The organism is Flavobacterium sp. (assembly GCF_031363805.1).
In the GTDB taxonomy this organism is placed as follows: Bacteria; Bacteroidota; Bacteroidia; order Flavobacteriales; family Flavobacteriaceae; genus Flavobacterium.
Window position 1 is genome coordinate 1 of the sequence record NZ_JANLVD010000232.1, and the last position, 12,558, is coordinate 12,558.

Annotated in this window: 15 protein-coding genes; 6 read left to right on the forward strand and 9 right to left on the reverse strand. The window is 32.1% G+C overall.

The annotated features are described in order from the left end of the window. Positions 1-96: 96 nt before the first annotated feature. From RMN92_RS12085 to aroE, 3 genes are read left to right on the forward strand one after another with little or no spacing between them, the layout of a single operon-like run. On the forward strand, positions 97-1,491 hold the full coding sequence (locus RMN92_RS12085) for a tetratricopeptide repeat protein (protein WP_309609695.1): 1,395 nt from the start codon (positions 97-99) through the stop codon (positions 1,489-1,491). A gap of 5 nt (positions 1,492-1,496) precedes the next feature. Beyond that, the gene (locus RMN92_RS12090) at positions 1,497-1,895 is read left to right on the forward strand and encodes a hypothetical protein (protein ID WP_309609696.1); all 399 of its coding nucleotides are present in this window, start codon (positions 1,497-1,499) and stop codon (positions 1,893-1,895) included. Then, on the forward strand, positions 1,895-2,632 hold the full coding sequence (aroE, locus tag RMN92_RS12095) for a shikimate dehydrogenase (RefSeq protein ID WP_309609697.1): 738 nt from the start codon (positions 1,895-1,897) through the stop codon (positions 2,630-2,632). The genes RMN92_RS12090 and aroE overlap by 1 nt, the downstream gene beginning before the upstream one ends. Here the strand turns inward: aroE and RMN92_RS12100 are convergent, their stop codons facing one another. Further along, a complete protein-coding gene (locus RMN92_RS12100; RefSeq protein WP_309609698.1) occupies positions 2,633-2,998 on the reverse strand; it encodes a hypothetical protein in 366 nt (121 codons plus the stop codon). Between the two features lie 206 nt (positions 2,999-3,204). Here RMN92_RS12100 and RMN92_RS12105 point away from each other — a divergent pair, with 206 nt between their 5' ends. Beyond that, positions 3,205-5,082 carry a DUF349 domain-containing protein gene (locus tag RMN92_RS12105; RefSeq protein WP_309609699.1) on the forward strand — a complete coding sequence of 626 codons (1,878 nt, stop codon included), beginning with the start codon at positions 3,205-3,207 and terminating at the stop codon, positions 5,080-5,082. A gap of 53 nt (positions 5,083-5,135) precedes the next feature. On the opposite strand, the gene RMN92_RS12110 is transcribed toward RMN92_RS12105, so the two are convergent. The 8 genes from RMN92_RS12110 to RMN92_RS12145 all read right to left on the reverse strand — a co-directional run bounded on the left by RMN92_RS12110 (position 5,136) and on the right by RMN92_RS12145 (position 10,865). Beyond that, a complete protein-coding gene (locus tag RMN92_RS12110; RefSeq protein ID WP_309609700.1) occupies positions 5,136-5,804 on the reverse strand; it encodes a hypothetical protein in 669 nt (222 codons plus the stop codon). 142 nt (positions 5,805-5,946) lie between these two features. Further along, a complete protein-coding gene (gene mazG / locus RMN92_RS12115; RefSeq protein ID WP_309609701.1) occupies positions 5,947-6,720 on the reverse strand; it encodes a nucleoside triphosphate pyrophosphohydrolase in 774 nt (257 codons plus the stop codon). A 330-nt stretch (positions 6,721-7,050) separates the two neighbouring features. Continuing rightward, on the reverse strand, positions 7,051-7,599 hold the full coding sequence (locus RMN92_RS12120; RefSeq protein ID WP_309609702.1) for a DUF5606 domain-containing protein: 549 nt from the start codon (positions 7,597-7,599) through the stop codon (positions 7,051-7,053). Between the two features lie 65 nt (positions 7,600-7,664). Then, positions 7,665-8,249 carry a peptide deformylase gene (gene def / locus RMN92_RS12125; RefSeq protein ID WP_309609703.1) on the reverse strand — a complete coding sequence of 195 codons (585 nt, stop codon included), beginning with the start codon at positions 8,247-8,249 and terminating at the stop codon, positions 7,665-7,667. Positions 8,250-8,375: 126 nt separating this feature from the next. Further along, the gene (locus RMN92_RS12130; RefSeq protein ID WP_309609704.1) at positions 8,376-9,866 is read right to left on the reverse strand and encodes a malate:quinone oxidoreductase; all 1,491 of its coding nucleotides are present in this window, start codon (positions 9,864-9,866) and stop codon (positions 8,376-8,378) included. Between the two features lie 83 nt (positions 9,867-9,949). Then, the gene (gene ruvX, locus RMN92_RS12135; RefSeq protein WP_309609705.1) at positions 9,950-10,360 is read right to left on the reverse strand and encodes a Holliday junction resolvase RuvX; all 411 of its coding nucleotides are present in this window, start codon (positions 10,358-10,360) and stop codon (positions 9,950-9,952) included. A 15-nt stretch (positions 10,361-10,375) separates the two neighbouring features. Continuing rightward, positions 10,376-10,615 (reverse strand): type II toxin-antitoxin system RelE/ParE family toxin, encoded by a 240-nt coding sequence (locus RMN92_RS12140; protein WP_309609706.1) that lies wholly within the window; start codon positions 10,613-10,615, stop codon positions 10,376-10,378. A gap of 16 nt (positions 10,616-10,631) precedes the next feature. Next, positions 10,632-10,865 (reverse strand): hypothetical protein, encoded by a 234-nt coding sequence (locus RMN92_RS12145; protein ID WP_309609707.1) that lies wholly within the window; start codon positions 10,863-10,865, stop codon positions 10,632-10,634. A gap of 257 nt (positions 10,866-11,122) precedes the next feature. Here RMN92_RS12145 and RMN92_RS12150 point away from each other — a divergent pair, with 257 nt between their 5' ends. Continuing rightward, on the forward strand, positions 11,123-11,938 hold the full coding sequence (locus tag RMN92_RS12150) for a 2,3,4,5-tetrahydropyridine-2,6-dicarboxylate N-succinyltransferase (RefSeq protein ID WP_309609708.1): 816 nt from the start codon (positions 11,123-11,125) through the stop codon (positions 11,936-11,938). 86 nt (positions 11,939-12,024) lie between these two features. Then, the coding region (locus RMN92_RS12155; protein ID WP_309609709.1) for a glycosyltransferase at positions 12,025-12,558 on the forward strand (534 nt) is incomplete at its 3' end.

A 12,558-nucleotide genomic window follows, 5' to 3' on the forward strand; every position in this document is an offset into this window, starting at 1 on the left:
AATGTTAATTAAATTGTTCAAAACAATTGATTTTTATGACTGCTACCAAGCAAACGTTTCCTAAATTTATACTGGATAACATTAAAAAAAATGAGTATGTACTTGAGCCAAGATGAAGACGATTATAGCTTATCCTTATCAAAATTTGAATCGATGCTAAAAACAAACAAAGTGTTGTTTTTTGATTCAGAAGAATTTGAGGATATTATTTTACATTATTTAGATATCGGAAAACCAGCTTTAGCCAAAAAAGCATTAAAATTAGCACTCGAACAGCATCCAAAATCAACAGGTTTAAAACTTGTACAAGTAGAAATGCTTGTGTATGACGATAAATTAGACATAGCCGAAAAAATGCTCAATGAGCTTTATGCTATTGAACCCACAAACGAAGAAATTTTTATTCAAAAAGCCAACATCTGCTCTAAACGTGATGACCACGAAAAAGCAGTTGAATATTTAAAGATTGCTTTAAAATATACCGATGATTTTGCAGATGTATACAATCTTATTGGCATGGAATATTTATTTCTAGACGATTTGGAACTTGCCAAAGAAAACTTTATTAAGTGTCTTGAAGAAGAAGTTGAAGAGCAATCTAGTTTGTATAATGTAGTTTATTGTTTTGAATTTTTAGACCAAGATCAAGAAGCTATTGAATATGTCACAAAATATATCGATAAAAATCCATATAGTGAAATCGCTTGGCATCAGCTTGGTAGATTGCATTACGGTATAAAAAACTACCAAGAAGCATTGGTTGCTTTTGAGTATGCAACATTAATTGACGATGAATTCTTGGGTGCTTTTATGGAAAAAGCAAAAGCACTTGAAAGACTGAAACGATACGAAGAAGCTATTGAAAACTATCAGGAAACTATTAAACTAGACGATCCAACATCTTATGCGTTATTAAGAATTGGAAAATGCTATGAAAGATTAGGAAACCATGTTTCGGCATTAAAATATTACAATAAAACGGTTCATGAAGACCCACTTTTGGACAAAGGCTGGATAGCCATAACAGATTTTTATTTCCGCCAAAAAAACTTTTCGAAAGCACTTTATTATGTAAATAAAGCCATTTCAATAGATGGTGAGAATAAATTATACTGGAAACGATTTGCATCTATAAATAAATCTTTAAATTTGTTCGAAGAAGCTGAATATGGATACAGAAAAGCTGTAGAATATGGTGATGTTCAATTGGACACATGGCTTTTTTGGACAGATATTTTGCAATATTTAGGAGAGTTTGATGCCGCTATAAACACTTTATTGCAATCGACGGAGTATTTTCCAGAAGAATTTGAAGTGGAATACCGTTTGGGTGGTTTGTATTTGATGTTAAGTGAGAACGAAAAAGGAATTTTTCATTTAAGTAATGGTCTGCGACAAAGTTATAAAAATAGAAAAATTATAGAAGATTTTTTTCCTGTAGTTTGGGAGAGTCAAATCGTTCAAGAATGTGTAACAAAATATAAAAAGTAACTAGAATGAAGAATTTGTTTTTAATTTGCGCCTTATTTTCAGTATTTTTTTGTAATTCACAGGTTAATAACACAAAAATTGAAAACCCAAACACTTATTATTTTAATGAAGCCATAGAAAAACCAGCAACATTTCCTGGCGGCATGGAAGCTTTTGAAAAATTTTTCAAAGAAAACTTTGTAGTCACAGATAAAGTTCCATCTTTTAGAGAACCAATTAAAATTTTAATGGAATTTATAGTTGAAAAAGACGGCACATTATCTGCTATGAGAATAACCAGACATTTTGGTTTTGATTCAAAAAAAGAAGGTTTGCGAGTACTAGCTAAGTCTCCAAAATGGAATCCAGGCATGGAAGGCGGAAAAATAGTCCGTTCGAAATGTGAAATTTTTTGTTTCATTTAATGAAAAAACTCGGATTAATCGGCAAAAACATAAGTTACTCTTTCTCTCAAAATTATTTTACAACAAAGTTTAAATTAGAAAAAATAGACAGTATTTATTCGTATGAAAATTTTGATATTCAGAATATAAACCAATTTCCTGAAATTATAAAAAATAATTCTGACTTAATTGGTTTAAATGTTACCATTCCATACAAGGAATCCATTATTCCTTTTTTGGATGAATTATCAAGTAATGCCAAAGAAATCGGTGCTGTAAATACGATAAAAATTACAGATTCTGGAAAATTAATTGGTCACAATACAGATTATTTAGGCTTTAATAAAAGTATCGAACCATTACTCAAAAATCACCATAAAAAAGCTTTGATACTAGGAACTGGTGGAGCTGCAAAAGCAGTTGTTTTTGGTTTAAAAAAATTAAATATTGAAAGTAAATTGGTATCTCGAAATGGAGATAATGGAACTATATCTTACCAAGAATTAAATCAAGAAACTTTTCGAAACTATCAAATAATTATTAATTGTACACCACTTGGCACTTTCCCAAATGTTCAATTATTTCCAGATATTCCGTACCAAAACTTTACCTCAAAACACATTGCTTTCGACCTTATTTACAATCCTGAAAAAACAGAATTTTTAAGAAAAGCAGAAAGCAACAGAGCCATTATTCAAAATGGGTATAATATGCTAATTTTTCAAGCTGAGGAAGCTTGGCAGATTTGGAATCAGTAATTATTTATTTTTTTGATCTTTCATTTTAGCCTTTCTCTCTTCTTGCGATTCAATATAAGCTTTGTATTGCTCTTCAGAAAGTAATGTTTTCATTTCAGCATTTTTTTCGCTTCTAATAGATTTCATGCTTTTTAATTTATCTCTTTTATTAACATCACTATTCTTAACAGCTTTCATTTTTAAACCATACTTTTTCGTGATTTCTTTAAAAGTAATTTCTTGAGTGTCCGATAATGCCAATTTTTCCTTGGCCATTTTCATCTCTGCAACCATTTCAGCTTTTTTGTCATTTTCCTGAGCACTTATCACATTGGAATTCAACGAAAGTAAAAAAGTAATAATTAGGGCAAATTTCAAATTTTTCATTGTATCAATTTTAATTTATAATAGATAGACATATTAGTTTTGAAAAGGTTTAATGAGATAGTACTAAAATTAAAACCTCATCAAAGTACAAATTATTAATATTATAATAAAAATTAAATAAAAACGAGTATAAATAAAGCTTTTACTTTTCATTTTGCTCTGTTTTTAGTAACTTCGGCGTCAAACAACTGTAAAAATTTTGCACAATGCAAGAAGAAGAACATGATAACCTGTCGCAGACAGATGGAAACAAAGCACAAGAGTCAATAGTAGAAAATCAAAGTGCTGAAAATAAAGCAATTGAAGAAATTCAAAATTTAAATGCCGAAGTGAGCGAAGATGCAAGTGCACATGACAATCATGATGAACCCATGCAGAACTATGAAGCATTGTCAATGGAAAATTTGGTTGACGAGTTAGAAAAGCTCATTTCAAGTGACAAAATAATGTCTGTTAAAAATCATGTGGAAGAAATAAAATCTGCATTTTTATCAAAATACAATCACTTCATTGAAGAAAAAAAAGAAGAATTTATTCATGAAAACCCTGAATCAGCAACAGAATTTGAATATCATTTTCCATTAAAATCTAAATTTGATACGGCGTATAATAATTTTAGAACTAAAAAGAACAACCATTTCAAGAGTTTAGAATCTGACCTAAAATTAAACTTACAAACTCGATTGGCTTTGATTGAAGAGCTAAAAACATTGATAAATCCTAGCGAAAATATAAAAGATAGTCTCAAACAATTTAACGATTTGCGTGAGCGTTGGAAAACTGCTGGCGGAATTCCTAAAGACAAATACAATCATGTTTGGAACAATTATCATTTTCATGTCGAAAATTTTTATGATTATTTGCATTTGGATCGTGAAGCTAGAGACATTGATTTTAAACATAATTTGGAAGCCAAGTTAAAAATAATTGCCCGAACACAAGAACTTATAAATGAAGTCGATGTGATGAAAGCTTTTAGAGAATTGCAATCATTGCACAAAATTTGGAAAGAAGATATTGGTCCAGTTTCGAGAGAAAAAAGAGAAGAAATTTGGGAGATTTTTAGTGAATTAACCAAACAAATGCATGACAAACGTGAAGCCATTTTTGCAATACAACGCGGAAGCGAAGTTGATAATTTGGCCAAAAAGAAAGAAATTATTGCCGAAATTGAAACTATAGCTACACAAAAAGTAGACATACATTCAGGCTGGCAAGTTTTAGTTGACAGAGTGGAAGCCTTGCGTGAGCAATTTTTTAGCGCTGGAAAAGTTCCAAACGATGTAAATGAACAAACTTGGAGCGAGTTTAAAAGTGCTGTTCGGAATTTTAATATTCATAAAAATTCTTTTTACAAGGACATAAAAAAGGACCAACAAACCAATCTTGATAAAAAAAATGCACTTGTAGCCCGTGCAAAAGAATTGCAAGAAAGCACAGATTTTAATGTTTCTACTCCAATCATGAAAAAAATTCAAGAGGAATGGAAGCAAATTGGCCATGTACCTAGAAAATATTCAGATACCGTTTGGAGTGCATTTAAAACAGCTTGTAATCATTATTTTGACAGGTTGCATGCAGAAAAAAATGAAAGTGAAGCCGTTGAAATTGAAGCATTTGATAAGAAAAAAGAATACCTTGAAAAACTAAAAGATTTTCAATTGGTAGGAACACACAAAGAAGACTTAGACGCTATAAAAGTCCACATTGAAGCTTGGAAAAATATAGGCAAAGTTCCTTTTGCGAGACGACATATTGAAGGCAAATTCAATAAAATTTTAGATACTTTATTCGAAAAACTGAGTTTGAGTAAAAAAGATACTGAAATGATGCGTTTTTCCAACAGACTAGATCAACTTTCTGAAGGAAACGATACTAAAAAAATTGATGGTGAGAAGATTTTCTTAATGAGAAAAGTTGATGAAGTTCAAAACGAAATTTTTCAATTGGAAAATAACATACAGTTTTTTGCAAAAGCCAAAAAAGACAGTCCAATGGTTCTTGAAGTGATGAAAAATATCGAGAAACAAAAAGAAGAGTTGGCTACTTGGAAAGAAAAATTAAGACAAATTAGGAGTTTGTAAGATTTATAAATTATATTTAAAAGCACAAAATTCAGTTTGAATTTTGTGCTTTTTTATTCTTTAACAATAACGATAGAAGCTTTGAATCCAGTTGCTAGATTCCATTGATTCGAAGATATTAAAACCCCTTTTTCATCATAAACTTGAAATTCCGCAGTATTTGGTCCAGATGTTCCTTGATTTAAAGCCATGAATTCAACCTTATTAAACCCTTTTTGTAGCGGTAAGTTTAATTCTTGAAAATTTCCACCCAAACGAACTTCGTAAACAACTACTTTATCATTGACCAATACTCGAATCACATCGCCATCTACAAGACCAAAATCACGGTATATTATTCCGACAGCATTTGTACCAGTTCGAAATTCACCAAGAAACTGATTTCCTCGAAATGGAATGGTACTTTCATCATCATTGACTTTGGTTGGATTCAATTTTTTTTCATATGGTAATCCAGGATCCAAATCGCTAACAACAGAATTAAACTGATTTGGATTGGTGAGTTTAGGAGCATCGTATGTTTTTGGTGCACTTTTAAATTTTGTTATTTCGAAAGGTTTTGAAATAGAATACTGCGGTGTAGATTCAGCCTTTGGTTTGCTTTTTACTTCAAATTTATTTTCAACTTTAGGAAATGCCAAAGACGGAATAGCCGAATCGTTTTGTCCAAAAACGCTTATCGAAAAAAAAATGAATAAAATTATAAACTTAAATAACCTCATTTGGTAAATATATCAAAAATTGTTCCAATTAAACTTGAATGGGAATATCAAAAATCAATTTCAAAAAATCATTTTCAATTTCAAAAATCAATTTCAATTTCAAAAATCAATTTTCTTAAAACTGAACACTGATCACTGAACACTACATTTTCTTAGCTTCATTCCAGAAAACATCCATTTCTGCTAATGTCATATCCATTAAAGGTTTGCCTATTTCGTCTGCTTTACTTTCCAAATACTGAAAACGCTTAATAAATTTTTTATTAGTTCGCTCCAAAGCATCTTCTGGATTAATGTTCAAAAATCGAGCATAATTTATCATTGAAAACAAAACATCGCCAAATTCAGCTTCCATTTTGTCTTGGTTTCCCGCAGCAACTTCAACCTGAAACTCAGATAATTCTTCCTCAACCTTATCCCAAACCTGATGCGATTCTTCCCAATCAAAACCCACACCTTTTACTTTTTCCTGAATTCTCGAAGCTTTTACCAAAGCTGGTAAACTCTTGGGAACACCCTCCAAAACAGATTTTTTACCTTCTTTTAGTTTCAATTTTTCCCAGTTTTGTTTCACTTCTTCTTCATCAGCCACAACAACATCACCATAAATATGTGGGTGACGGTGAATTAATTTATCACAAATTTCATTCGCCACATCTGCCATATCAAAACTATTGGTTTCGCTACCAATTTTGGCATAAAAAACAATATGCAACAACAAATCTCCAAGTTCTTTTTTAACTTCTTCCAGATTATTATCCAAAATGGCATCGCCCAACTCATAGGTTTCTTCGATGGTCAAATGGCGTAAAGTTTGCAACGTTTGCTTCCTGTCCCAAGGGCATTTTTCGCGCAACTCATCCATAATGTTGAGTAATCTTCCAAAAGCATCCAGTTGTATTTGTCGTGAATTCATTATATTAATTTGTTTGAAGCGAATGGCTTGGGCATTTTTACAATCCTTGTTCCTGCTGTACGTTTCAATCTTTTTTAAAATGTAACACTTCGACAAGCTCAGTATGACATTTTAAAAAAGGATTTACACTTCCATCAGGGCTATTCGATAATTTATTCGCGTACTTTGATCTTTACATTAAAATCTTGATGGTAAAAATAACAAATCCCGCAAATGAAATTCAAATGCAGGACTTATATTTTTGTTAAAAAGGCAAAATGTCGAAAGTCTTAAAGTCGAAAGTCATAAAGAGTTTACGACTTTAACATGTTATGACTATAAGACGAATCACTATTTTTTAGTTGACTTCGTAGCTTTTTGCGCTGGTGCTTTTTTAGCAGCGGCCATTCCAGCATTTTTAGGCGCTACTGTTTTTGGCACTTTTACTGCTTTAGCTTCCGTTGAAGCACCGGTTTTTTCAGATTTTTCTTCTTTTGCTTCAATTTTTGCTGGTTCCTCAGCCGAAACCAACCCTTTGGCTTGTAGAATATTGTACCAATTGATTACTTTTTTAATATCTGAAGCATAAACTCTATCTTGATCGTAATCTGGTAAAATTTCTAAAAAGTAAGCAGCCAATTGCACTTTATCATCTTTAAAAGCTGGTGTTGGACCATTGTTTTCTTTCTTGGCAATACTTCTCATTACATCAACCAAAGGTTTTTCTTCTGTAGTAGTATACATTGATACTTCCGAAAGTAAACTCACATTGCTACGCAAACCTACTGTTATTCTTTTTCCGTCTATAAATGATTCTGCTACAAATCCAGTTCTTGTTTGTACTTTCAAAGAGTATAATCCTGGTTTTCCAGAAATAGCTAATATTTTTTCTAAATTCATTTTTATTGTTTAATCGTTGAATCGTTATTTTGTAATATCGAAAATACTAAATTTATTAGTATAAACTATCTTTTTTTTGTTACTAATTTCATTCTATAATCTGGACGCGCTTTGCCTTCCATTATATTTTGTAACTTCTTTTTAATCAATTGTTTCTTAAAAGTAGAAATCTTATCCGTAAATAAAATTCCTTCAATGTGGTCGTATTCATGCTGAATTACTCTAGCAATTAATCCATCATATACTTCTGTTTTCTTGTTGAAGTCTTCATCAAAATATTCAATCGTAATTTTTTCGTTGCGATAAACATCTTCACGCACATCTGGAATACTCAAACATCCTTCATTAAATGACCACTCCTCACCTTCTTCGGAAATCATTTTAGCATTTATAAATGTTTTTTTGAAACCTTTTAATAACGCAGCTTCTTCTTCTGAAATGTCATCACTATCGCTAAAAGGATCAGTATCTACAATGAAAATTCTGATAGGCAAGCCTACTTGAGGCGCAGCCAAACCAACACCCGATGCGTTGTACATCGTATCATACATATTCTGTATGGCTTCATTTAAATTTGGATAATCTTTGGAAACCTTTTCGCAAACCTTGCGTAAAACTGGGTCGCCGTAACCTACAATTGGTAATATCATTTTATTAGTATTCAATGTTCAGTATTCAGTATTCAATGATTAGTAATAAAAAAATCAGGGAACAACAGAGTTGAAACTTTTAATTCGACTGCAAAAGTAAATAATTTATAACAATTGTCATAAAACTTAACACTTCAATTTTAAAACTTGATTGGTTTTTTCTCTAATGGCATCGCACAAAATTGGGTTTTCGTTCACAGATTGTCCAAATGAAGGAATTATTTCTTTAAATTTTGTTTGCCAAGCCTCAGTTTTTGATTCATTTGGAAAACATTTCTGAATCAAATCTATCATAATAGAAACTGCTGTCGATGCGCCAGGCGATGCACCTAACAAAACACAAAGTGATCCATCTTCTGCAGAAACAACTTCTGTTCCAAATTCGAGAATTCCTCGACCTTCCGCATCTTTTTTGATTACTTGAACTCGCTGTCCTGCATTTTCCAAAATCCAATCTTCTTTTTTTGCCGATGGAACATATTCTTGCAAAGCTTTCAATCTATCGTTTGAAGATTGAAATACTTGTTCTAGAAGGTACTTTGTCAATGGAATATTATGAATTCCTGCGGAAAGCATTGGTTTTATGTTGTTTAATTCAATTGATTTTACCAAATCGAAATACGAACCATTTTTCAAAAATTTGGTAGAAAAACCAGCGTATGGACCAAAAAGCAAAGCTTTTTCACCATCAATCATTCTAGTGTCAATGTGTGGAACTGACATAGGTGGCGCGCCAACAGATGCTTTCCCATATACCTTGGCTCCATGTTTTTTAATCACTTCTGGATTTGTACATTTGAGCCATTGTCCACTTACTGGAAAGCCGCCAAAACCTTCGCCTTCTGGAATATTTGCTTTTTCTAATAATAAGAGTGATCCGCCACCTGCTCCAATAAAAGTAAATGGTGTATATACTTTTTTCTTTTCACCGCTTGCAATATCTTTTACTTTAATTCTCCATTTTCCATCCTCACGCTTTTTCAAGTCATAGACCTCATGATTAAAATGAGTGGTTACGCCTTCTAAAGATTCCAAATATTTAAACATACTTCGAGTTAAAGATCCAAAATTAACATCGGTACCAAATTTCATTGTAGTGGCAGCAATTTTGTCTTTGGAGTTTCGGTTTTCCATAACTAGTGGTGCCCACTCTTTTATTTGATTAATATCTTCGGAATATTGCATGGCTTTGAATAGATGATATTTTTGCAAAGCTTCATATCGTTTTTTGAGATATTCTACGTTTTCATTGCCCCAAACAAAACTCATGTGTGGCACACTCTTAATAAAATTTTCTGAATTTTGAAGCAATCCTTTTTCGACCAAGTAGCTCCAAAACTGTCTGGAAACTTCAAATGATTCAGATATTTTTAGGGCTTTTTTGGTTTCTATTGTTCCGTCTTCCAATTCGGGTGTATAATTGAGTTCGCAGAAAGCGGCATGACCAGTTCCTGCATTGTTCCAAGCATCGGAACTTTCAGCGGCGGCAATATTGAGTCGCTCAAAGATTTCAATTCTTAAATTAGGATTTAATTCTTTTAATAGTAATCCTAATGTAGCACTCATTATTCCAGCTCCTATTAAGACAATATCGGTTTCTATTTTTTGACGAGCCATTTTCTATTTAACAATTACGAATTAAAATTATGAATTTGGATTTCATCCTTCAACAAGCTCAAGATGACAATTAGATTTTACAATTATTTTCTATTTAAATAATCTTGCAACATAATAGTGGCTGAAATTTCATCAATCAAGGCTTTGTTTTTGCGTTGTTGCTTTTTAAGTCCACTGTCGATCATGGTTTGAAATGCCATTTTTGAAGTAAAACGCTCATCTACGCGTTCTATTGCCATTTCGGGAAATACATTTTTGAATTTGGTTACAAATTTTTCAATAATTTCAGTGCTTTCTGAAGGTTCTCCATTCATTTGTTTGGGTTCGCCAATGAGCACTTTTTCGACTTTTTCTTTGGAGAAATAGGCTCGCAGGAAATCAATTGCAGTTGGTGACTCAATGGTGGTTAATCCGGAAGCGATAATTTGCATTTCGTCGGTAATGGCTATTCCAGTACGCTTTTGTCCGTAATCAATGGCGAGAATTCTAGGCATTTATAGGGTTTCTTTTTATTTTATGAATCCGAAAACAAAAACTGTATTTTTAATAATATCTACTTCATAAACTGAAGTATAACCTTTAAAAACATAATCTCTTATGTTTTCATCATTGTAATAAATTGATTTTTTGAAGTGAAATGGGGTTTTGAGATCTTTTCTTAAATTCTTAAGCAATTCATTTTTAAACTTTTTTGCTGCATTTGGTTTGTCTCTTGAAATATATCTAACTTGATTTTCTAAATTTAACAAATATTCACCAGATAAATTAATTTTCGTATTCGGAGATTATTTTATCGAGATATTCATCAACTTCATCAATGGAATTTAGCTTTGCGGTGCCATTTTTTATTTTAGCTAGTTCAGCATCTAACATTTTTTTATTTGCTGCGAAAACTGGATCTTCGTTAACGATTTTAAGTTCGTTGGACGGAAAAGAATTTAGTATTTCTAAAATTTTTGCTTTTATGTTGGATTCAAATTGAATTGTGAGCGTTTCCATAGCGATACATTTTGGTAAACAAATGTACAAAATATTTCTCTAAAAAAGATAGCCTAAAACTATATAGAAATCCCTAAAACTTTATCTGACAGCCCTGATTGAAGTGGAAATCTTTTTTAAAATTGTCACACTGAGCTTGTCGAAGTGTTACAATTTTAAAAAGATTGTAATGGAAAGCAGGAATTGCCATAGTAAATATGCCCAAGCCATTCGCTTCTAAAGAAAAAGGTTTTATATTTGCTTAAAATATTTTTTTGATGATGAATTTACAACAAACCATAGAGCAAGCTTGGGAAAATCGAGCGTTATTACAAGAAGAAACAACTACAAAAGCCATTAGAGAAGTAATTGACTTACTTGATACTGGAAAATTACGTGTGGCTGAACCAACTTCAACTGGCTGGCAAGTAAACGAATGGGTGAAAAAAGCGGTGGTGATGTACTTCCCGATTCAGAAAATGGAAACTTGGGAATCTGGAATTTTTGAATACCACGATAAAATGCTTTTAAAAACAGGTTATGCCGAGAAAGGAATTCGTGTGGTTCCGCCTGCTGTGGCGCGTTTTGGCGCTTATATTTCCAAAGGTGTGATTTTGATGCCGAGCTATGTAAACATTGGTGCATATGTAGATGAAGGCACAATGGTGGATACTTGGGCTACTGTTGGAAGTTGTGCTCAGATTGGTAAAAATGTACATTTGAGTGGTGGTGTTGGTATAGGTGGCGTTTTGGAACCTTTGCAAGCGGCTCCAGTTATTATTGAAGATGGCGCTTTTATTGGTTCAAGATGTATAGTTGTGGAAGGTGTTCGTGTGGAAAAAGAAGCGGTTTTGGGTGCAAATGTTTGTTTGACGGCTTCCACTAAAATTATTGATGTTACTGGTGCTGAACCTATTGAATATAAAGGGGTTGTTCCTGCTCGTTCGGTGGTTATTCCTGGTAGTTATGCCAAAAAGTTTGAAGCGGGAGAATTTCAAGTGCCTTGTGCTTTGATCATTGGGAAACGCAAACCTTCAACAGATTTGAAAACAAGTTTAAACGATGCGTTGAGGGAATATAATGTAGCAGTTTAGTGAAAAGAATTACGAATTACGAATTAATAAGTTATAAAAATTTAAAATTGCCATTGATTTTTGTCATTGCCATTGAAATTAAATAGATGAATATAGGCTACGAAGCAAAAAGAATTTTTCACAATAAAACAGGACTTGGAAATTACAGTCGTGATTTGCTTCGGATTTTAAGTAACGAATTTCCTAAAAACAATTATTTTCTATACAATCCAAAAGTTGCCAAAAATGAATTATTTGAAGTAAATAATGTAACCGTTTTTGAGAAAAACCCGAAATCGTATTGGGCAAAAAAATTCAAGAATATTTGGAGACAAAAGGGTGTCATTAAGGATTTAATTGATGACAAAATTGAAATTTTTCATGGACTTTCTGGTGAATTGCCTTCTGGATTAAAAAAATCAAAAATTAAAAGTGTTGTTACAATTCACGATTTAATTTTTATGCGTTATCCCGAATTTTATTCTTTTTTTGATAGAAATATTCATTTTTATAAGTTCAGAAAAGCTGCCAGACAAGCAAATGTTGTCATTGCGATAAGCGAACAAACTAAGAAAGATATTATTGAGTTTTTAAGTATTGAACCATCAAAAATAAAAGTAATCTATCAAGGCTGTCAAAAT

Bases quoted from the DNA above. Each gene is read 5' to 3' on its own strand.
- ruvX (WP_309609705.1), bottom strand. From the start codon at position 10,360: ATGCCTAGAATTCTCGCCATTGATTACGGACAAAAGCGTACTGGAATA.
- RMN92_RS12120 (WP_309609702.1), bottom strand. From the start codon at position 7,599: ATGAATTTAGAAAAAATATTAGCTATTTCTGGAAAACCAGGATTATAC.
- RMN92_RS12150 (WP_309609708.1), top strand. From the start codon at position 11,123: ATGATGAATTTACAACAAACCATAGAGCAAGCTTGGGAAAATCGAGCG.
- def (WP_309609703.1), bottom strand. From the start codon at position 8,249: ATGATATTACCAATTGTAGGTTACGGCGACCCAGTTTTACGCAAGGTT.
- RMN92_RS12145 (WP_309609707.1), bottom strand. From the start codon at position 10,865: ATGGAAACGCTCACAATTCAATTTGAATCCAACATAAAAGCAAAAATT.
- RMN92_RS12105 (WP_309609699.1), top strand. From the start codon at position 3,205: ATGCAAGAAGAAGAACATGATAACCTGTCGCAGACAGATGGAAACAAA.
- RMN92_RS12085 (WP_309609695.1), top strand. From the start codon at position 97: ATGTACTTGAGCCAAGATGAAGACGATTATAGCTTATCCTTATCAAAA.
- RMN92_RS12090 (WP_309609696.1), top strand. From the start codon at position 1,497: ATGAAGAATTTGTTTTTAATTTGCGCCTTATTTTCAGTATTTTTTTGT.
- RMN92_RS12100 (WP_309609698.1), bottom strand. From the start codon at position 2,998: ATGAAAAATTTGAAATTTGCCCTAATTATTACTTTTTTACTTTCGTTG.
- aroE (WP_309609697.1), top strand. From the start codon at position 1,895: ATGAAAAAACTCGGATTAATCGGCAAAAACATAAGTTACTCTTTCTCT.
- RMN92_RS12110 (WP_309609700.1), bottom strand. From the start codon at position 5,804: ATGAGGTTATTTAAGTTTATAATTTTATTCATTTTTTTTTCGATAAGC.
- RMN92_RS12130 (WP_309609704.1), bottom strand. From the start codon at position 9,866: ATGGCTCGTCAAAAAATAGAAACCGATATTGTCTTAATAGGAGCTGGA.
- mazG (WP_309609701.1), bottom strand. From the start codon at position 6,720: ATGAATTCACGACAAATACAACTGGATGCTTTTGGAAGATTACTCAAC.